The sequence below is a fragment of the Pulveribacter sp. genome (assembly GCF_032079985.1).
Taxonomy (GTDB): Bacteria; Pseudomonadota; Gammaproteobacteria; order Burkholderiales; family Burkholderiaceae_C; genus Melaminivora.
In genome coordinates this window covers 331,708-350,707 of sequence record NZ_DAMATK010000002.1, presented here as the reverse complement: position 1 = coordinate 350,707, position 19,000 = coordinate 331,708, and the positions used below count along the sequence as shown (strand labels likewise).

Sequence of the window (19,000 nt, the reverse complement as noted above, 5' to 3'; positions counted from 1 at the left end):
TGGAGTGAAGCTGGCGCCGGCGCCGCGCTGATGGTTGCAGCGGCTGCGGCGAAAGGGTTAGCCAATAAGCCGGGTGATGTCGTTGAAGAGAGCGATGGTCATCATCAGCAGGAGCACCGCCACGCCGCCGCGCTGCAGGCGCTCCATCCAGGCCTCGGGCACGGCGCGGCCGGTCATCCCCTCCCAAAGATAATACATCAGGTGTCCCCCATCGAGGACCGGCAGCGGCAGCAGGTTCAGCACCCCCAGGCTGACGCTGATGAGGGCCAGGAAGGCCAGGTATTGCGCCAGTCCCATGCTGGCCGAGCGGCCTGCGTAGTCGGCAATGGTCAGCGGCCCGCTGAGGTTCTTGATGGACGCCTGGCCGATGACCATGCGGCCCATCATGCGCAGCGTCAGCACCGACACCTCCCAGGTGCGGCGCGCCCCGAGGGCGAAGCCCTCCAGCGGACCGTAGCGCACCTGCAGCATCTCCGGCGGCGCGCCCACATAGGCACCGATGCGACCGATGGGCCGGCCGGCCTCGTCGGCCACGTCCGGCGTGACGGGCAGCTCCAGCGTGCGGCCGTCGCGCTCGATGCGCCACGACTGGGCCACGGCACTGCCGTCCTGCACGGCACCGCGGATGGTCTCGCGCAGCTGCGCGCCGTCCACGATGTCGACGGTGCCCACGCGCAGCACCAGGTCGCCCTCGCGCAGGCCGGCGCGCTGCGCGGCGCCGCCATCGACCAGGCCGCTCAGCACCGGGCGCGTCCACGGCCCGGCGATGCCGATGGCGCGGAACAGCGTGGCATCAGCCTGGCTGGCGTCCATGGCGGACAGGGGCAGCAGCACCTGGCGCTCCGCCCCGCCGGGACGCGACTGCACGGTCAGGCGCACGTCCTCGCCGTCCAGCGCGCCGCGGGCCAGGGCCCAGCGCAGGTCTTCGAAGGAGCGCACGGGCGTCGCCTCATCGTCGCCCTGCGCCTGGGCCAGCACCAGCTCGCCGCCGTGCAGGCCGGCCTGGCTGGCCACGGAGCCGGCCACAGGGCTGGCCAGGATGGGGCGCGGCTCCTGCACGCCGCTCCAGTTGACGACGGCGTACAGCAGCACCGCCAGCGCCAGGTTGGCCAGCGGGCCGGCGGCGACGATGGCGGCGCGCTTGCGCAGGCTCTGGTTGTTGAAGGCCAGGTGGCGCTCTGCCTCGGGCACGGGGGCCTCGCGCTCGTCGAGCATGCGCACGTAGCCGCCCAGGGGAAAGGCGCCGATGACGAATTCGGTGGGCGAGCCCTTGGGCTGCCAGCGCACCAGCGGCTTACCGAAGCCCACGGAAAAGCGCAGCACCTTGACGCCGCAGGCCACGGCCACGCGGTAGTGGCCGTATTCGTGCACGGCGATCAACAGGCCCAGCGCGACGATGAAGGCGACGATAGTCAGCAGCACGGAGAGGCTCCTTCAAAAACCATAGCTGCTAGCGCTTGCGCATCAAGGCTTTCAGCATGAAAAACACCGAAAACCCGCAGCAGACAAGCGCAAGCAGCTCACTTATTGGAAGCGCTGCACCAGTTCGCCGGCGACGGCGCGCGTCTGTGCGTCCAGCGCCAGCAAGCCCTGCAGCGAATCCGCGTTGGAGGGCGCGACGGCCTCCAAAGTTGCCAGGTTGAGGGCGTGGATCTGGTCGAAGCGGATGCGCTCGGCCAGAAAGGCGTCGACGGCCACTTCGTTGGCGGCGTTCAGCACCGCCGTGGTGCCAGGCGCGGCGGCCAGTGCCTGCCAGGACAGGTGCAGGCCGGGAAAGCGCACCGCGTCGGCCTCCTCAAAGGTCAGCGCGGCCAGCTGGGCGAAATCCAGCGGCGCGGCGCCGCTCTCCACCCGCTCGGGCCAGGCCAGGCCGCAGGCAATCGGCACGCGCATGTCCGGCGTGCCCAGCTGGGCGATGATGGACGAGTCCACGAACTGCACCATGGAGTGGATGATCTGCTGCGGGTGGATGACCACCTTGATCTGCTCGGGCGCCAGGTCGAACAGCCAGCGCGCTTCGATCACCTCCAGCGCCTTGTTCATCATGGTGGCCGAGTCGATGGAGATCTTGCGGCCCATGGAGAAATTGGGGTGCGCGCAGGCCTCGCCCGGCGTCACGTCGCGCAGCGTGCCCAGCGCGCGCGTGCGAAACGGCCCGCCCGAGGCGGTCAGCAGCACGTGCTGCACGCGCCGCGGCCAGGTGGCGGCGTCTTCGGGCAGGCTCTGGAAGATGGCCGAGTGCTCGCTGTCGATGGGCAGCAGCGTGGCGCCGCCCTCCTTCACGGCGCGCATGAAGACCTCGCCGCCGACCACCAGCGCCTCCTTGTTGGCCAGCAGCAGCCGCTTGCCCGCGCGCGCGGCGGCCAGGCAGGGTGCCAGACCGGCGGCACCGACGATGGCCGCCATGACGGCATCCACCTCGTCATGCGATGCTATGGTTTCAAGAGCGTCTGGCGCTTGCAGCACCTGCGTTGCAAGGCCATTTGCCTTGATTTTTTCGGCCAGCTGTTGCGCGTGCGGCGCACTGGCCATGACGGCATAGCGCGGCCTGTGGGCGGCGCACTGGGCCAGCAGCAAGTCCACCTGGGTGGCCGCGCTCAGGGCAAAAATCTCGTAGCGGCCGGGGTGACGGGCCACCACGTCCAGCGTGTTCTTGCCGATGGAGCCCGTGGAGCCGAGCACCGTGATTCGTTGTGTCATGCGGAAAAAGAGGCCAGGTGGCTGAGCATCAGGGCCAGCGGCAGCGTGGGCAGCAGCGCGTCGATGCGGTCCAGCACGCCGCCATGGCCGGGCAGCAGCTGGCTGGAGTCCTTGGCGCCGGCGCTGCGCTTGACCAGCGATTCCACCAGGTCGCCCACCACGCTCATGGCGGCCATGAACATGGCGCCCAGCAGCAGCAGCCACCAGCCAGCGCGCGCCAGCAGGGTATAGAAGCTCGGAACGGCCGCGCCACGCGAGCCATCCAGCCACACCCAACCGACGGCCAGCAGCACCACGCCCGCCATGCCGCCCCACACACCCTCCCAGCTCTTGCCGGGGCTGATGGAGGGGGCCAGCTTGCCTTTGGTGAAGCGCAGCCCGAAGCTGCGGCCGGCGAAATACGCAAAGGTGTCGGCCGCCCATACCAGGGTCAGCACCGACAGCAGGAAGTTGATGCCGATGGTGCGCGCCTGGGCCACGGCCAGCCAGGCCAGCCACAGCGCGGCCAGCCCGCCGGCCAGGCGCAGCGTCCGGGGGATGCGCGGCCAGCCGGCCACGCCGGCGCGCAGCAGCGCCGCGCCGCCCAGCACCCAGGCAGCTCCGCCGGCAATCCACAGGCCGAAGAGCGGCCGCTGCAGCCAGCCGGCCGCCCAGCTGGCGCCGCAGGCCGCCAGGCACAGCAGGCCCAGAGCCACGCTGGCGCCCTGCCCGAGGCCGTTGAGGCGGCCCCATTCCCACGCAGCGGCGGCCATCATGACCAGCGCGACGACCGCGAACGGCACGGGCGAGGGGTACAGCAGCGCCGGCAGCAGGATGGCCATCAGGACGAGGGCGGTGATGACGCGTTGCTTGAGCATCGTGGAAGACCCCCTTGGATGTTGGGCGCGCCGACAGTCCGCCGGTCAGGCGCGCAGCGGCTCGGTCTGCCGCTCGGGCGCCTGCTGCTGTTGGACTTGTTCGGACGTGCGGCCGAAGCGGCGCTCGCGCGCGCAGTAGCTGGCAATCGCCTCGTCCAGCGCCGCCTCGTCGAAGTCGGGCCACAGGCGGTCGCTGAAGAAGAACTCGCTGTAGGCGGCCTGCCAGAGCAAAAAGTTGCTGATGCGCATCTCACCGCCGGTGCGGATGACGAGATCCGGGTCAGGCACGTGGGCCAGGCCCATGGCGGCGTGCAGGCTGGCCTCGGTGATGGGTTCGCCGCGCGCGGCCAGCTGGGCGGCGGCCTGGGTGATGTCCCAGCGGCCGCCGTAGTTGAAGCACACGTTGAGCACCAGCCGGGTGTTGCCCGTGGTGAGGTTCTCAGCCTGCTCCAGGCCCTTGCGCACGTTCTCGGATAGGCCCGCCTTCTCGCCCACGAAGCGCACGCAGACGCCGTCGCGGCTGAGCTCGGGCACCTCGCGCGCGAGCGCCTTGCCCAGCAGGCCCATCAGGCCCGAGACCTCGTCCTGCGGGCGGTTCCAGTTCTCGGAGGAAAAGGCGAACACTGTCAGCACGCCCACGCCGCGCGCCACGCAGGCGCGCACGCAGCGGCGCAGCGACTCCACGCCCTGGGCATGGCCAGCCAGGCGCGGCAGAAAGCGCTGGCGCGCCCAGCGGCCGTTGCCGTCCATGACGATGGCGATGTGATGCGGAACGGCGGCAGCGGCGGGCGGCATTGCAAAAAGGCGGGTATGCGCGGAGAAATCAGGCGTTGTGCAGCAGTGCGAGCCGCTCAGATCGCCATGATCTCCTGCTCCTTGGCGGCCGCCAGCGCGTCGATCTCGGCAATGAACTTGTCGGTGATCTTCTGCACGTCGGCTTCGGAGCGCTTTTGGTCGTCCTCGGAGACCAGCTTGTCCTTGACCAGCTTCTTGACACCCTCGTTGGCATCGCGGCGCAGGTTGCGCACGGCCACCTTGGCGCCTTCGGCCTCGTTGCGCACCAGCTTGGTCATCTCCTTGCGGCGCTCTTCGCTCATGGGCGGCATCGGCACGCGGATCAGGTCGCCCATGGAGGCCGGGTTCAGGCCCAGGTCGCTCTCGCGGATGGCCTTCTCGATCTTGGCACCCATGTTCTTCTCCCAGGGCTGCACGCTGATGGTGCGCGCGTCCAGCAGCGACACATTGGCCACCTGCGACAGCGGCACCATGGAGCCGTAGTACTCGACGTGGATGGTGTCCAGCAGCTGCGGATTGGCGCGGCCCGTGCGGATGCGGGACAGGCTGTTTTTGAAGGCGGCGATGGACTGCTCCATCTTGCCCTCGGCGTTCTTCTTGATGTCGGCGATGGTCATGGGAATTCCTTCAACACGTGCGGGCGTCGCCCCTTTTCGCAGGCGCGGCGCGGCAAAGCGGTCAAGCGTACACCAAGGTGCCCTCGTCTTCGCCCATCACCACGCGCTTGAGCGCGCCGGGTTTGACGATGGAGAACACACGGATGGGCAGCTTCTGGTCGCGGCACAGGGCAAATGCGGTCGCATCCATGATGCCCAGGTTGCGCACCATGGCCTCGTCGAAGGTGAGGCGCGCGTAGCGCGTGGCCGTGGGGTCCTTCATGGGGTCCGCGGTATACACGCCATCGACCTTGGTGGCCTTGAGCACCAGCTCGGCACCGATCTCCGCGCCGCGCAGGGCAGCGGCGGTGTCGGTGGTGAAGAAGGGGTTGCCGGTGCCGGCGGCGAACACCACCACCTTGCCCTCTTCCAGATACTGCAGCGCCTTGGGGCGCACGTAGGGCTCGACCACCTGCTGGATGTCGATGGCAGACATGACGCGCGCAGTCACGCCCTGCTTGTCCATGGCATCGGCCAGGGCCAGGGCATTCATGACCGTGGCCAGCATGCCCATGTAGTCGGCCGTGGCGCGGTCCATGCCCTCGGAGCCGCCGGCCACGCCACGAAAGATGTTGCCCCCGCCGATGACCACGGCCACCTGCACGCCCAGGCGCGTGACCTCCACGACCTCGCCCACCATGCGCTCGATGGTGGCGCGGTTGATGCCGAAGGCGTCGTCGCCCATGAGGGCCTCGCCAGACAACTTGAGCAGGATGCGCTTGTGGGCTGGCTGAGAGGCGGTCATGGGCAATTCTCCGTAAGGCAAAAGTGGGGGGTCAGGAAAGGCAGGGGTGCGGCAGGCTGGCGATCAGCCGGCCTTAGCGGCGGCGACCTGCGCAGCCACTTCGGCGGCGAAGTCGTCGGTCTTCTTCTCGATGCCCTCGCCCACCACGTACAGGGTGAAGCCCTTCACGGTGGTGTTCTTTTCCTTGAGCATCTGAGCCACGGTCTGCTTGCCGTCGGCGGCCTTCACGAAGACCTGGTCGGACAGGGACACTTCCTTGAGGTACTTCTGCACCGAGCCTTCGACCATCTTGGCGGCGATGTCGGCAGGCTTGCCGGACTCGGCAGCCTTGGCTGCAGCGACGGAGCGCTCCTTCTCGATCAGCTCGGCCGGCACTTCGGCCGACGTCACGGACACAGGCTTCATGGCGGCCACGTGCATGGCCACGTCCTTGGCGGCGTTGGCGTCACCTTCGTACTCGACCACCACGCCGATGCGCGTGCCGTGCAGGTAGGAAGCCAGCTGCGTGCCGCTGAAGTGCTTGAAGCGGCGGAAGGACATGTTTTCGCCGATCTTGCCGATCAGGCCCTTGCGCACGTCTTCCAGGGTGGGACCGAAGCCGTCTTGGCTATACGCCAGCTGGCCCAGGGCGTCGATGTCGGCGGGATTGTGCTCGGCCACCAGCTTGGCAGCGGCGTTGGCCATGGCGATGAAGCTGTCGTTCTTGGAGACGAAGTCCGTCTCGCTGTTGACTTCGATCAGCGCGCCCGTGGTGCCCTCGATGCTGGCAGCCACCACGCCTTCGGCGGTAACGCGCGAGGCGGCCTTGCCGGCCTTGGTGCCCAGCTTGACGCGCAGCAGCTCTTCGGCCTTGGCCATGTCGCCGTCGGCCTCGGTCAGAGCCTTCTTGCACTCCATCATGGGGGCGTCGGTCTTGGCGCGCAGCTCGGCGACCATGCTTGCGGTAATAGCAGCCATCGGTATCTCTCCTGTGTCAGTTCGGTTCTTTGCAAAAAAGGGAAGCTAAAAAAAAGGGGGCTCACCAGGGGCCCCGCTTTTTCTGCGACGCGTCGCGTGCGGTCCGGGCTGGTTAGGCGGCGGATTCCTGCACTTCCACGAATTCGTCGCTACCCTCGGCGGCGACGGTCTTGACCAGGTCGGTCTCGGCGTTCGCGCGGCCTTCCAGGATGGCGTCAGCGATGCCGCGGGCATACAGCGTCACGGCCTTGGCCGAGTCGTCGTTGCCGGGGATCACGTAGTCGATGCCCTCGGGCGAGTGGTTGGAGTCCACCACACCGATCAGCGGAATGCCCAGCTTCTTGGCCTCGGCCACGGCGATCTTGTGGAAGCCCACGTCAATCACGAAGATGGCGTCGGGCAGGGCGTTCATGTCCTGAATGCCGCCGATGTCCTTTTCCAGCTTTTCCAGCTCGCGCGCGAACATCAGCTGTTCCTTCTTGCTCATGGACTCCAGGCCGGCTTCCTGCTGGGCCTTCATGTCCTTCAGGCGCTTGATGGACGTCTTGACGGTCTTGAAGTTGGTCAGCATGCCGCCCAGCCAGCGCTGGTCGACATAAGGCACGCCGGCGCGCTGCGCCTGCTCGGCCAGGATCTCGCGGGCCTGGCGCTTGGTGCCCACCATCAGGATGGTGCCGCGGTTGGCGGACAGCTGGCGCACGAACTTCTGCGCCTCCTGGAACATCGGCAGCGACTTTTCCAGGTTGATGATGTGAATCTTGTTGCGATGGCCAAAGATATAGGGGGCCATCTTGGGGTTCCAGAAGCGGGTTTGGTGGCCGAAGTGGACACCTGCTTCCAGCATTTCGCGCATGGTCACGGACATGAATGTGCTCCGAAGGTTGGGTCTAAAATCCAGCCCCAATCATTGCGGCCCGCGCCCCTTGCAGGGACTGCCGGCGCAACACCTCGAAAGGGCTGGTTTGCTACTTGCTTTGCCGCTGCCGCCACCCCGCGATCAGGAAGGCTTGGGCTCTCGGCAAAACCGCGGGATTCTACCATAGACAGCCTGCACGGACCGGCAGCGCCCCGGCAGACAGCCCTCTCCCGAGCCTTACAAAAACTCAAAAATCATAGCTGCCAGCGCTTGTCCAGTAAGGGCTGGGGCTGCATTTCGCTTCAATCTTCATGCACATCATCATTGTCGGCGCCGGCATCGTCGGCACCGCCACCGCCTATGAACTGGCCTACGACGGCCACCAAGTCACGGTCGTGGAGCAGCGCGCCGCCGCCGCCGAGCAGGCCAGCTTTGCCAGCGCTGGCCTGCTGGCGCCGTCGCTGCTCATCCCCTGGGCCGCACCGGGCGCCGACGGACGGCTGTCGCGCCGGCTGCTCGGCAACCGCGCGGCGCTGCGCCTGGTGCGCGGCGCAGGCACCGGGGGCATGGTCTGGCTGTGGCGCTGGATGCAGGCCGGCCGCCACGCGCGTGCCGGCGAGCGCCTGTCGGCTCTCGCCGCGCTGGGCCAGGCCAGCCTGGCGCGCACGCGCACCATCGCCCACGAGCTGGACGTGGACATCGAATCCAGCCGGGGCACGCTGATGCTGCTGCGCAACCGCGCTGATCTGCAGCTGGCGCAACCTGCGCTGGAGGCCCTGACCGCCGCCGGCATGCAGGTGCGCGAGGTGGATGCCGACACCGCACGCCTGATCGAGCCTGGCCTGGCGCCGGAGGTACCCTTGGCCGGCGCACTGCACGCCCCGGATGGCGAAGCCGCCAACTGCCGGCTGTTCGCCCAACTGCTGCGCCAGGCCGCGCAGGAACGCGGCGCGCGCTTCTTCTTCAACACCCCCGTGCAATCGCTGGCCACTGGACGTCCTGGCGTGCAACTCGCGGGCCAGAATGAGCCTCTGACAGCTGACGCCGTAGTGCTGTGCGCCGGCATGGCCAGCGCGGCGCTGCTGCGTCCCCTAAGCGTGCGCCTGCCCTTGGCGGGCATGCACGGCTATTCGGTGACTGCGCCTCTGCGCGAAGAGAGCCATGCGCCCCAGGGCGCCGTCATCGACCCGCAGCACCGTGTGACCATCACGCGTCAGGGCCAGCGGGTGCGTGTGTCCGGGGGCGCCGAGATGGCCGCCGCTGGCGGGGCGCATGACGAGGCCACGCTGCGCACGCTCTACCTGGCGCTGTCGGGCTGGTTCCCCGGCGGCGCGCTGGTGTCTTCGCCCCAGGTGCAGGTCTGGCGCGGCGCCCGCCCTACCCTGCCCGATGGCGCGCCCCTCATCGGTGCGGGGCCGACGCCCGGCTTGTGGCTCAACATCGGTCACGGCGCCTGCGGCTGGGCCCATGCCTGCGGCAGCGCGCGGATGCTGGCCGACCAACTGGCCGGACGCGATCCGGGCCTGAACGCCGAGCCGTTCGCCCTGGCCCGCTTCTGACTTTTCCAGCACTGCACGGCGCCGCACAATGGCTGGCATGCTGCGTCTAGACCTTTCTACCGCCTACCCGCTCTTCAGCAGCGAGGCCACCCGGCACATCGAGTCCGTGGCAGCCACCAAGCTGCCGCCACACACGCTCATGCAGCGCGCCGGCCTGGCCACAGCCCGGCTGGCAAGGGCACTGGCCCCCCACGCCCGCACGATCTGGATCGCCTGTGGCAGTGGTAACAACGGCGGCGATGGTCTGCAGGCGGCCGCCGCGCTGCGGGTAGCGGGCCGGCACGTGGTCGTCAGCTGCCTGGCCAGCGACGCACAGCAGTTGCCCCAGGACGCCCGCCAGGCTTGGCTGCTGGCGCGCGAGGCAGGCGTGGAATTTGCGCAGCACCCGCCTGACCTGGGCCCGCAGGACCTGTGCGTGGACGCCCTTCTCGGCCTAGGGCTGACCTGCCGCCCGCACGGTCATTCACCCGATCCACGCCTGCTGCAATGGCTGGCGGTCCTGCAGTCGAGCGCCGCGCACGTGCTGAGTGTGGACCTGCCGTCGGGCCTGCTGGCCGACACCGGTCAGTTCGCGCCAGGACTGGCCCCCAAGACCCCGGTCGCCTCCGCGCGCCATACCCTGGCGCTGCTCACGCTCAAACCAGGGCTGTTTACCGCCCTTGGGCGCGACGCGGCCGGCAGTGTGTGGTTTGACGACCTGGGCGTGGACACGGCCAACTTGCGGCCCGCGGCCTGGCTGGCCGGAGCACCGGCGCCCTCAACCCGACTGCATGCCAGCCACAAAGGCAGCTATGGAGACGTTGCCATCGTCGGCGGTGAAGGCATGGGCCGGCGCGGCATGGGCATGACGGGCGCCGCCCTGCTGGCGGCCAGCGCGGCCCTGCACGCCGGGGCCGGGCGTGTCCTGGTGGCTCCGCTGGACGATGCCGCCAGCGCGGGCGCCGTGACCGCCCTGCAGCCGGAATGCATGCCGCGCCGCTTCGAGGCACTGGCGCTGGAAGGCGGGCTGACCGTTGTCGCCGGCTGTGGTGGTGGCGTCGCCATCACAGCAGTGCTGGCGCCCATCCTGCAGCAGGCAGCGCGGCTGGTGCTGGACGCCGATGCCCTCAATGTCATTGCCGCCGACCGCACGCTGGCGCAACTGCTGAGCGAGCGCGCTCACCATCCTGACCGTTCGACCGTACTCACCCCGCATCCTCTCGAAGCCGCACGCCTGCTGGGAACCGGCACCGAGGCCGTGCAAGCCGATCGCCTTTGTGCCGCTGGTGAACTGGCCGACCGTTTCGGCTGCGCCGTGGTGCTCAAAGGCTCTGGCAGCGTGGTTGCAGCCCCAGGGTGCACTCCCCGTATCAACCCGACAGGCAATGCGCGCCTGGCCTCCGCTGGCACCGGTGACGTGCTGGCCGGCCTGCTGGGCGCGCGCCTCGCCGCAGCACCTGCAACACTAGACGCCGCATTCGGTGCCGCTTGCCGCGCCTGCTGGGAGCACGGAGCAGTAGCCGACCGCTGGCCAGATCACACAGCCCTCACCGCCCTTGGGCTCGCCCGCGCACTCACCGCCTGACTGGCTTTTGTCTGACAGCGCAGGCCGAGGCTATGGTTTTCAATCAGCTTGAAACCGTACCTGATTCAATAGCCCTGACGCCCGAGGTCACCGCCATGAAACGCCCTCTGCACTCCAGCACTCCCGCACTGGCAGCTTTCGTGATCACCGTGCTGCTGGCCTTGCTTGCGGGAGGCATGACCTTGCTACCCCACCAGACCACACAAGTGGCGGATTCGCAGGTACACACTCAGATCGAACAATTGGTGCCTGCGGGTTTCTTTGACTGATCAGGCAGCAATTCACGCCCCTCGAGCGGTCTTGATGCTCGATCGTCAAGCAGCGTTCTGAACCGCATCTTTCACTGCTCGCGGCAAGAAAAGAGGGGAACAGACGGTCTTACGCACCTGCGTCGCCTCATCCCAATGGATAAAGTGCGATGGGGAACGCAGGGCCGGTGCGAAATCGGTGCGAATTTCAGGACACCACAGCACACTGCAGGACAAGAAAAAACCGCCACACACCTTGAGTCTCAGTGTGTGGCGGTGTCTTGAATGGTGGAGCTGGCGGGAATTGAACCCGCGTCCGCAAGCCTTTACCGGGCAGATCTACATGTTTAGCGTTCTGTTTTGAGTCTCGCACCCCACATCGCGCAGACGCACGCTATGCAGGATGCCAGTACCCTTGAATCTCGCACCATGCCAAGGTACCCGGCACGGTGCCAGCTGATGTGAATTCCCTTGCAGCCGGGAGGCCTTGCGGCCCCCTTGCCCAGCCCATCAGCGTGCTGTTGCAAGGCTCACCGGTATTTAAGCGGCGAGTGCGAAACGTTCGTCGTTTGCAGTTGGTTTATTGAATGGAGATTTACGAGCGTCACTCAAGCTCGACATGCACCACTCCGATTCCGAACCCACGTCGAAACCAGGACAGCCCCAGAGCCTGTTATTTTAAGACAGATCCAGTAGTTTCAAGAGGTCCAGGGGAAAATCTATCGTTGCGTCAGCCCCCCAGGCGGTGACGGTCGCATCCTGGCCAAGGTAACCGTACAGGGCAGCCACCGTACCCATGCCGGCCGCCTGACCAGCCAGGATATCCCGGTGATCGTCCCCGACGTAGATGCAGGCCTGTGGCGGCATTCCAAGTCGCGTCGCGGCCTCTAGAAGTGGGGCAGGATGCGGCTTGGAGTGAGGCGTGGTATCGCCACTGACCACGACCGACGCACCGTCGAACAAACGCAGCCTCTGCACTATGAGATCAGTGAACCGGCTGGCCTTGTTGGTCACCACCCCCCAGCGCACCGAGTTGCGCTGCAGCACGGACAGCAGCTCATCAACTTGGGCGAACACTTCGGTCTGTTCATGGATGCAGCGCTGGTAATTGTCGAAGAACTCCTCGCGCAGCACTGGGAATGCCTCATCGTCGGGCTTGATGCCGAATGCTATCGAAAGCATGCCACGCGCACCTGCGCCCGCCATGGAGCGGTAGGCTGAGAGTGGCAGGGGTGCCAAGTCCCGCGCCACGCGCAGCTGATTGGCTGCACAACCCAGGTCTGGCGCACTGTCGATCAGCGTGCCATCCAGATCGAACAGAACGGCCCGTACTTCAGACCACCTTGCCCCGCTCATGCCTCGGGGCGCCGTGTCGCGAACAGATAGTTCACGCTGGTATCGGCACTGAGCCAATAGCGGCCACTCAGCGGGTTGTGCTCCATGCCACGCGTATGAATGACGTCCAGGCCTGCCTGCCGGCAAGCGGCAGCCAATTCGCTGGGCTGGATGAATTTGGCATATTCATGCGTGCCCCGCGGCAGCATTCTCAGCATGTATTCCGCCGCCACAATGGCTAAGGCGAATGACTTCGCGTTGCGGTTGATGGTTGAAAAGAACACCCAGCCACCGGGCTTGACGAGGCGCGAACATGCCTCGACCACTGAATGCGGGTCGGGCACGTGCTCGAGCATTTCCATGCAGGTCACTGTGTCGAAGGAAGACGGCGCTTCCCGCGCCAGCTCTTCCACGCTGACCTCGCGATAGCGCACCCGCGGTGTTCCCGCCTCGAGGGCATGCAAACGCGCCACCTTCAGTGCCTTCGATGCCAGATCGATACCCAGAACATCTGCCCCCTTGCGGGCCATGGAGTCCGCGAGAATGCCGCCACCACACCCCACGTCCAGCACGCACTGACCTGACAGCGAAGTAATCTGGTTGATCCACTCCAGGCGCAGCGGGTTGATCTGGTGTAAGGGGCGGAATTCGCTGTCAGGATCCCACCAACGATGGGCCAGCTCGGAGAATTTGGCCAGCTCGGCCGGGTCGGCATTGAGGTGCTCGGTCATGCTGCCATTGTCCCCTCGAAATACGGCAGGCGAAAAAAAGCCCCGGCAACGGGGCTTTTTTTATGCGCATGAAGCGAATTAGTTGGCGCGGGTGCCGACCACTTCGATTTCAACGCGGCGGTTCTTGGCGCGGCCTTCGGCAGTGCGGTTGTCAGCCACAGGCTGCTTCTCGCCCTTGCCTTCGGTGTACACGCGGTTCTTTTCGATGCCCTTGGAGACCAGGTAGGCCTTCACAGCTTCGGCACGGCGCACGGACAGCTTCTGGTTGTAGGCATCGGTACCGATGGAGTCGGTGTGACCCACGGCAATGATGACTTCCAGGTTGATGTTCTTCACCTTGGAGACCAGGTCGTCCAGCTTAGCCTTGCCTTCAGGCTTGAGCACGGACTTGTCGAAGTCGAAGAACGCGTCGGCGGCGTAGGTCACCTTGCTGGCCGCAGCGGGCGCGGGAGCGGGTGCAGGTGCCGGAGCGGCGGCCGGAGCGGGAGCAGCTGCCGGAGCAGGTGCAGGAGCAGCCTTCACCAGAGCACCATCGCAGCCTTCGGCGGCGGTGGCAGGCGTCCAGTTGGCATCGCGCCAGCACAGTTCGTTCGTGCCGTTCTTCCAGACCAGCTCGCCGGTGCCGTTTTGCCAGTTGTCGACCACGTTACCGCCGTCGGCTGCCTTCACTTGGGCGCCAGCCGAGGTTGCAATCACGGCAGAGGCCAACAACATCGCCACTTTGTTCAGTTTCTTCATGGTTCTCCTCTTGGGGAATAAGCCGCAGCCGCGCTGCGAATGATGGACGCCGCCAGTGACCGCCACCGACGAAAACGTTGAAACGATTGTGCCATACGTAACAAGGGCAGCGCGACCTGGGCGAGGCGCGAACCGTAGGACAAAAGCGCAATCCCGGAGATATGTTGCGCTGCTACGACAAGCCCTTGCACCTAAAATGACCGCTCGCCCGCTTGCCGTCCCTTGCCTTTTCTCGCCGCCATGATTCAGTTTGCCAAAGAGACTCTGCCCATCAGCCTGGAAGAGGAGATGCGCCGCAGCTATCTCGATTACGCCATGAGCGTGATCGTGGGCCGCGCCCTGCCCGATGCGCGTGACGGCCTCAAGCCCGTGCACCGGCGCGTGCTGTACGCCATGCACGAGCTCAACAACGATTGGAACCGGCCGTACAAGAAATCGGCCCGTATCGTCGGCGACGTGATCGGTAAATACCACCCGCACGGCGACAGCGCGGTGTACGACACGATCGTGCGCATGGCGCAGGATTTCTCGCTGCGCCACATGCTGGTGGACGGCCAAGGCAACTTCGGCTCGGTCGACGGCGACAACGCCGCGGCCATGCGCTACACCGAAATCCGCCTGGCAAAAATTGCGCACGAAATGCTGGCCGACATCGACAAAGAGACGGTCGATTTCGGGCCCAACTACGACGGCAGCGAGAAGGAGCCGCTGGTGCTGCCCAGCCGCCTGCCCAACCTGCTGGTCAACGGCTCGGCCGGCATTGCGGTGGGCATGGCCACCAACATTCCACCGCACAACCTGAACGAGGTGGTGGACGCTTGTTTGCACTTGCTGCGCCACCCTGAAGCTTCCATCGACGAGCTGATGGAGATCATCCCGGCGCCCGACTTCCCCACGGCCGGCATCATCTACGGCATCAACGGCGTGAAGGAAGGCTACCGCACGGGCCGCGGCCGGGTGGTGATGCGTGCCAAGGTGCACTTCGAGGACATCGACCGCGGCCAGCGCCAGGCCATCATCGTTGACGAGCTGCCCTACCAGGTCAATAAAAAGACGCTGCAGGAGCGCATGGCCGAGCTGGTGCACGAGAAGAAGCTCGAGGGCATCAGCCACATCCAGGACGAGTCCGACAAGTCCGGCATGCGCCTGGTGATCGAGCTCAAGCGCGGCGAAGTGCCCGAGGTGGTGCTGAACAACCTGTACAAGCAGACGCAGCTGCAGGACACCTTCGGCATGAACATGGTGGCGCTGATCGACGGCCAACCGCGCCTGTGCAACCTGAAGGATCTGGTTGAGGTCTTCCTGCAGCACCGCCGCGAGGTGGTCACGCGGCGCACGGTGTTCGAGCTGCGCAAGGCGCGCGAGCGCGGCCACGTGCTTGAAGGCCTGGCCGTGGCCCTGGCCAATATCGACGAATTCATCCGCATCATCCGCGAGTCGCCCACGCCCCCCGTGGCCAAGGCCGAGCTGATGAACCGCTCCTGGGACAGCCAGCTGGTGCGCGAGATGCTGACGCGCACGCGCGAGGACGGCGGCGTGGTCAACGCCGACGACTACCGCCCCGAGGGGCTGGAGCGCGAGTACGGCATGCAAGCCGGCGGCCTGTACCGCCTGTCCGACACGCAGGCCCAGGAAATCCTGCAGATGCGCCTGCAGCGCCTGACCGGCCTGGAGCAGGACAAGATTGTGGCCGAGTACAAGGAGGTCATGGCCCACATCGAGGACCTGCTCGACATCCTGGCCCGCCCCGGCCGCGTGTCCACCATCATTGGCGAGGAGCTCACTGCCCTCAAGGCCGAGTTCGGCCAGACCCGCCTGGGCGCGCGCCGCAGCCTGATCGAGCACAGCGCGCAGGACCTGTCCACCGAGGACCTGATCACGCCTACCGACATGGTGGTCACGCTCAGCCACACGGGCTACATCAAGAGCCAGCCGCTGTCCGAATACCGCTCGCAGCGGCGCGGTGGGCGCGGCAAGCAGGCCACGGCCACCAAGGAAGACGACTGGATCGACCAGCTCTTCATCGCCAATACGCACGACTGGATCCTGTGCTTTTCCAACCGCGGCCGCCTGTACTGGCTGAAGGTCTGGGAGGCGCCCTCGGGCTCGCGCGGCTCCCGCGGGCGGCCCATCGTCAACATGTTCCCGCTGGCCGATGGCGAGAAGATCAACGTCGTGCTGCCGCTGACGGGCGCCATGCGCACCTTTCCGGCCGATCACTACGTATTCATGGCCACCAGCATGGGCACGGTCAAGAAGACGCAGCTGTCGGAGTTCTCCAACCCGCGCAAGGGCGGCATCATCGCCGTCGGCCTGGATGAGGGCGACTACCTCATCGGCGCCGCGCTGACGGACGGCCAGCACGACGTGATGCTGTTCTCCGACGGCGGCAAGGCCGTGCGCTTCGACGAGAACGACGTGCGCGCCATGGGCCGCAACGCGCGCGGCGTCAAGGGCATGACACTGGAGGAAGGCCAGAGCGTCATCGCTATGCTGGTGGCCGAGGACGAGTCGCAAAGCGTGCTGACTGCCACCGAAAACGGCTACGGCAAGCGCACCAGCATCACCGAATACACCCGCCACGGCCGCGGCACCAAGGGCATGATCGCCATCCAGCAGTCCGGCCGCAACGGCCGGGTGGTGGCGGCCACGCTGGTGCGGGCGGATGACGAGATCATGCTGATCACCGACACCGGCGTGCTGGTGCGCACCCGCGTGTCCGAGATCCGCGAGCTGGGCCGCGCCACGCAGGGCGTGACGCTGATCGCGCTGGACGACGGCGCGCGCCTGTCCGGCCTGCAGCGCATCGTCGAGAACGACGCCCATGCCGCCGATCCGGCCGCTCCGGACGAGGTCGCTCCCGATGCCGGCCCGGCGCAGGAGTGACCGCCCCGCCCCCGCCACTTCGCTACTGAAACCATAGCTGCCAGCGCTTGCCCAGCAAGCGCTGGAGCCCGATTTTGCTTGAAACCATGAACCGTCCCTACAACTTCTCCGCAGGCCCCGCCGCCATCCCCGAAGAAGTGCTGCAGCGCGCTGCCGCCGAGATGCTCGACTGGCACGGCAGCGGCATGGGCGTCATGGAGATGAGCCACCGCGGCAAGGAGTTCATCGCCATCTGCGAGCAGGCCGAAGCCGACCTGCGCGAGCTGCTGGCCGTGCCCTCGCACTTCCACATCCTGTTCATGCAGGGCGGCGGCCTGGCCGAGAACGCCATCGTCCCGCTCAACCTGTCGCGCGCCGCCGCGGTGGACTTCGTCGTCACCGGCAGCTGGAGCGCGAAATCGCGCAAGGAAGCCCTCAAGTACGCGGCCGAGGTGCACACCGCCGCCAGCGGGGAGGACGGCGGCTTCACCGCCATCCCCGATCCGGCCGGCTGGCAGCTCAGCCGCGGCGCCAGCTACGTGCACCTGTGCAGCAACGAGACCATCCACGGCGTCGAATTTCAGGAACTGCCCGACCTGGCCGCCCTGGGCAGCGACACGCCGCTGGTCATCGACTTCTCCTCGCACGTCGCCTCACGCCCCGTAGACTGGTCGCGCGTCGGCCTGGCCTTCGGCGGCGCGCAGAAGAACCTGGGCCCCGCCGGCCTGACTCTGGTGGTGGTGCGCGACGACCTGCTGGGCCACGCGCTGCCCGCCTGCCCCAGCGCGTTCGATTACCGAATCGTGGCCGACAACAAGTCCATGTTCAACACGCCGCCGACCTGGGGCATCTACGTCGCCGGCCTCACCTTCCAGTGGCTCAAGAGCCAGCGCGAGGGCGACGCCACCGGGGTGGCCGCCATGGAGCTGCGCAACCGTGCCAAGGCCGAGCGCTTCTACGGCTACGTGGACCAGTCGCAGCTGTACGTGAACAAGGTGGCGCCGCCGGCCCGCTCGCGCATGAACATCCCCTTCTTCCTGCGCGACGAGTCGCGCAACGATGCCTTCCTGGCCGGCGCCCGCGAGCGCGGCCTGCTGCAGCTCAAGGGCCACAAGTCCGTGGGCGGCATGCGTGCCAGCCTGTACAACGCCATGCCCATGGCCGGCGTCGAGGCGCTCATCGCCTACATGCGAGAATTTGAGCAGCACCACGCCTGAGGCGCGCCCGCCACGCCCGCTCCACGCCCCGGCAGGTCTGTGCGCCTGCCCTGCCCTCCTGTCTGCCTGATGTCCCAACAACCCACCTCCACGCCCGACCTCTCCAGCCTGCGCACGCAGATCGACAGCATCGACCAGCAACTGCTGAGCCTGCTCAACCAGCGTGCCAAGGTGGCCGAACAGGTGGGCGAGGTCAAGAAGCGCGACGGCACGCCCTACTTCCGGCCCGACCGCGTTGCCCAGGTGATCGAGAAGATCACCACCAGCAACCCCGGCCCGCTCAAGGGCGCGCACGTGGCCGCCATCTGGCGCGAGATCATGTCGGCCTGCCTGGCGCTGGAGTCTCCCCAGCGCGTGGCCGTGTTGGGCCCGGAGGGCACGTTCTGCGAGCAGGCGGCCATCGAGTACTTCGGCGGCGCGGCCGACCTGATGTACTGCAACAGCTTCGACGAAGTCTTTCACGCCACGGCCGCCGGCAGCGCCCAGTACGGCGTGGTGGGTGTGGAAAATTCCAACGAGGGCGTGGTCACCCGCTCGCTGGACATGTTCCTGCACACGCCCTGCCACGTGGTGGGCGAGGTCAGCCTGCTGGTGCGCCACAACCTGCTGCGCACCAGCCCCTCAGCGGAAGGCATCGAGGCCGTGCTGGCCCACCCGCAGGCGCTGGCCCAGTGCCACGCCTGGCTGTCCAAGCACCTGCCGCACGCCGAGCGCCGCCCGGTGTCCAGCAATGCCGAAGGCGCCCGCCTGGCCGCCACCAACCCGGCCTGGGCCGGTATCTCCAGCGAGCGCGCGGCCCAGCAGTACGGCCTGCACGTGGTGGCCCATGCCATCCAGGACGACGCCTACAACCGCACGCGCTTTGCCGTCATCTGCCTGCGCCACACGCTGGCCACGCCGGCGCCCACGGGGCGCGACTGCACCAGCCTGATCATTTCCGTGCCCAACCGCCCCGGCGCCGTGCACGATCTGCTGGTGCCGCTGAAGAAACACGGCGTGTCCATGACGCGCTTCGAATCGCGCCCGGCCCGCACCGGCCAGTGGGAGTACTACTTCTACATCGACATCGAAGGCCATCCGGCTGAAGGCCACGTGGCCAGCGCTCTGGCCGAGCTGCAGCAGCTCGCCGCCTTCTACAAGGTGCTGGGCACCTACCCGGTGTCGGCGTGATGGCAGG

17 protein-coding genes and 1 other RNA gene are annotated in these 19,000 nt (G+C 67.0%); 6 read left to right on the top strand and 12 right to left on the bottom strand.

Going from position 1 to position 19,000, the window contains the following annotated elements; translation table 11 throughout:
• Positions 1-57: 57 nt before the first annotated feature.
• From rseP to rpsB, 8 genes are all read right to left on the bottom strand, one after another.
• Positions 58-1,422, bottom strand: coding sequence for an RIP metalloprotease RseP (gene rseP / locus RT282_RS07900; protein ID WP_313313090.1), 1,365 nt, complete (start codon positions 1,420-1,422; stop codon positions 58-60).
• A gap of 102 nt (positions 1,423-1,524) precedes the next feature.
• Entirely contained in the window at positions 1,525-2,700 is a 1,176-nt protein-coding gene (gene ispC / locus RT282_RS07895; protein ID WP_313313088.1) for a 1-deoxy-D-xylulose-5-phosphate reductoisomerase, read from the bottom strand.
• Positions 2,697-3,557 carry a phosphatidate cytidylyltransferase gene (locus RT282_RS07890; protein WP_313313086.1) on the bottom strand — a complete coding sequence of 287 codons (861 nt, stop codon included), beginning with the start codon at positions 3,555-3,557 and terminating at the stop codon, positions 2,697-2,699. The genes ispC and RT282_RS07890 overlap by 4 nt, the downstream gene beginning before the upstream one ends.
• 45 nt (positions 3,558-3,602) lie before the next feature.
• Positions 3,603-4,352 (bottom strand): polyprenyl diphosphate synthase, encoded by a 750-nt coding sequence (gene uppS, locus RT282_RS07885; protein ID WP_312305613.1) that lies wholly within the window; start codon positions 4,350-4,352, stop codon positions 3,603-3,605.
• Positions 4,353-4,408: 56 nt separating this feature from the next.
• Positions 4,409-4,969, bottom strand: a complete 561-nt coding sequence (gene frr, locus RT282_RS07880) for a ribosome recycling factor (RefSeq protein WP_312305610.1) — start codon at positions 4,967-4,969, stop codon at positions 4,409-4,411.
• A 61-nt stretch (positions 4,970-5,030) separates the two neighbouring features.
• On the bottom strand, positions 5,031-5,753 hold the full coding sequence (gene pyrH / locus RT282_RS07875) for a UMP kinase (RefSeq protein WP_312305607.1): 723 nt from the start codon (positions 5,751-5,753) through the stop codon (positions 5,031-5,033).
• 63 nt (positions 5,754-5,816) lie between these two features.
• Positions 5,817-6,710 carry a translation elongation factor Ts gene (gene tsf, locus RT282_RS07870; RefSeq protein ID WP_312305605.1) on the bottom strand — a complete coding sequence of 298 codons (894 nt, stop codon included), beginning with the start codon at positions 6,708-6,710 and terminating at the stop codon, positions 5,817-5,819.
• 112 nt (positions 6,711-6,822) lie between these two features.
• On the bottom strand, positions 6,823-7,575 hold the full coding sequence (gene rpsB, locus RT282_RS07865; RefSeq protein WP_312305603.1) for a 30S ribosomal protein S2: 753 nt from the start codon (positions 7,573-7,575) through the stop codon (positions 6,823-6,825).
• Positions 7,576-7,877: 302 nt separating this feature from the next.
• On the opposite strand from rpsB, the gene RT282_RS07860 reads away from it, so the two are divergent.
• The 3 genes from RT282_RS07860 (at position 7,878) to RT282_RS07850 (ending at position 10,958) form a co-directional block, all read left to right on the top strand.
• Positions 7,878-9,125: an FAD-dependent oxidoreductase gene (locus RT282_RS07860; protein ID WP_313313085.1), complete on the top strand. Its 1,248-nt coding sequence runs from the start codon at positions 7,878-7,880 to the stop codon at positions 9,123-9,125.
• A 37-nt stretch (positions 9,126-9,162) separates the two neighbouring features.
• Positions 9,163-10,689, top strand: a complete 1,527-nt coding sequence (locus RT282_RS07855; protein ID WP_313313084.1) for an NAD(P)H-hydrate dehydratase — start codon at positions 9,163-9,165, stop codon at positions 10,687-10,689.
• A gap of 95 nt (positions 10,690-10,784) precedes the next feature.
• Positions 10,785-10,958, top strand: a complete 174-nt coding sequence (locus tag RT282_RS07850) for a hypothetical protein (RefSeq protein ID WP_312305596.1) — start codon at positions 10,785-10,787, stop codon at positions 10,956-10,958.
• 265 nt (positions 10,959-11,223) lie between these two features.
• On the opposite strand, the gene ssrA is transcribed toward RT282_RS07850, so the two are convergent.
• The 4 genes from ssrA to ompA all read right to left on the bottom strand — a co-directional run bounded on the left by ssrA (position 11,224) and on the right by ompA (position 13,741).
• Positions 11,224-11,602: a transfer-messenger RNA gene (gene ssrA, locus RT282_RS07845) on the bottom strand.
• Positions 11,603-11,615: 13 nt separating this feature from the next.
• On the bottom strand, positions 11,616-12,293 hold the full coding sequence (locus RT282_RS07840; protein ID WP_313313083.1) for an HAD-IA family hydrolase: 678 nt from the start codon (positions 12,291-12,293) through the stop codon (positions 11,616-11,618).
• Positions 12,290-13,003: a bifunctional 2-polyprenyl-6-hydroxyphenol methylase/3-demethylubiquinol 3-O-methyltransferase UbiG gene (gene ubiG, locus RT282_RS07835; RefSeq protein WP_313313082.1), complete on the bottom strand. Its 714-nt coding sequence runs from the start codon at positions 13,001-13,003 to the stop codon at positions 12,290-12,292. The genes RT282_RS07840 and ubiG overlap by 4 nt, the downstream gene beginning before the upstream one ends.
• A 78-nt stretch (positions 13,004-13,081) precedes the next feature.
• Complete coding sequence (ompA, locus tag RT282_RS07830; RefSeq protein WP_312305195.1) at positions 13,082-13,741, bottom strand: outer membrane protein OmpA; 660 nt, start codon at positions 13,739-13,741, stop codon at positions 13,082-13,084.
• 240 nt (positions 13,742-13,981) lie between these two features.
• Here ompA and gyrA point away from each other — a divergent pair, with 240 nt between their 5' ends.
• From gyrA to pheA, 3 genes are all read left to right on the top strand, one after another.
• Positions 13,982-16,627, top strand: coding sequence for a DNA gyrase subunit A (gene gyrA, locus RT282_RS07825; RefSeq protein ID WP_313313080.1), 2,646 nt, complete (start codon positions 13,982-13,984; stop codon positions 16,625-16,627).
• Between the two features lie 86 nt (positions 16,628-16,713).
• The gene (gene serC, locus RT282_RS07820; RefSeq protein ID WP_313313079.1) at positions 16,714-17,823 is read left to right on the top strand and encodes a 3-phosphoserine/phosphohydroxythreonine transaminase; all 1,110 of its coding nucleotides are present in this window, start codon (positions 16,714-16,716) and stop codon (positions 17,821-17,823) included.
• Positions 17,824-17,892: 69 nt separating this feature from the next.
• Complete coding sequence (gene pheA / locus RT282_RS07815) at positions 17,893-18,993, top strand: prephenate dehydratase (RefSeq protein WP_313080592.1); 1,101 nt, start codon at positions 17,893-17,895, stop codon at positions 18,991-18,993.
• The last annotated feature ends 7 nt before the right edge of the window (positions 18,994-19,000 follow it).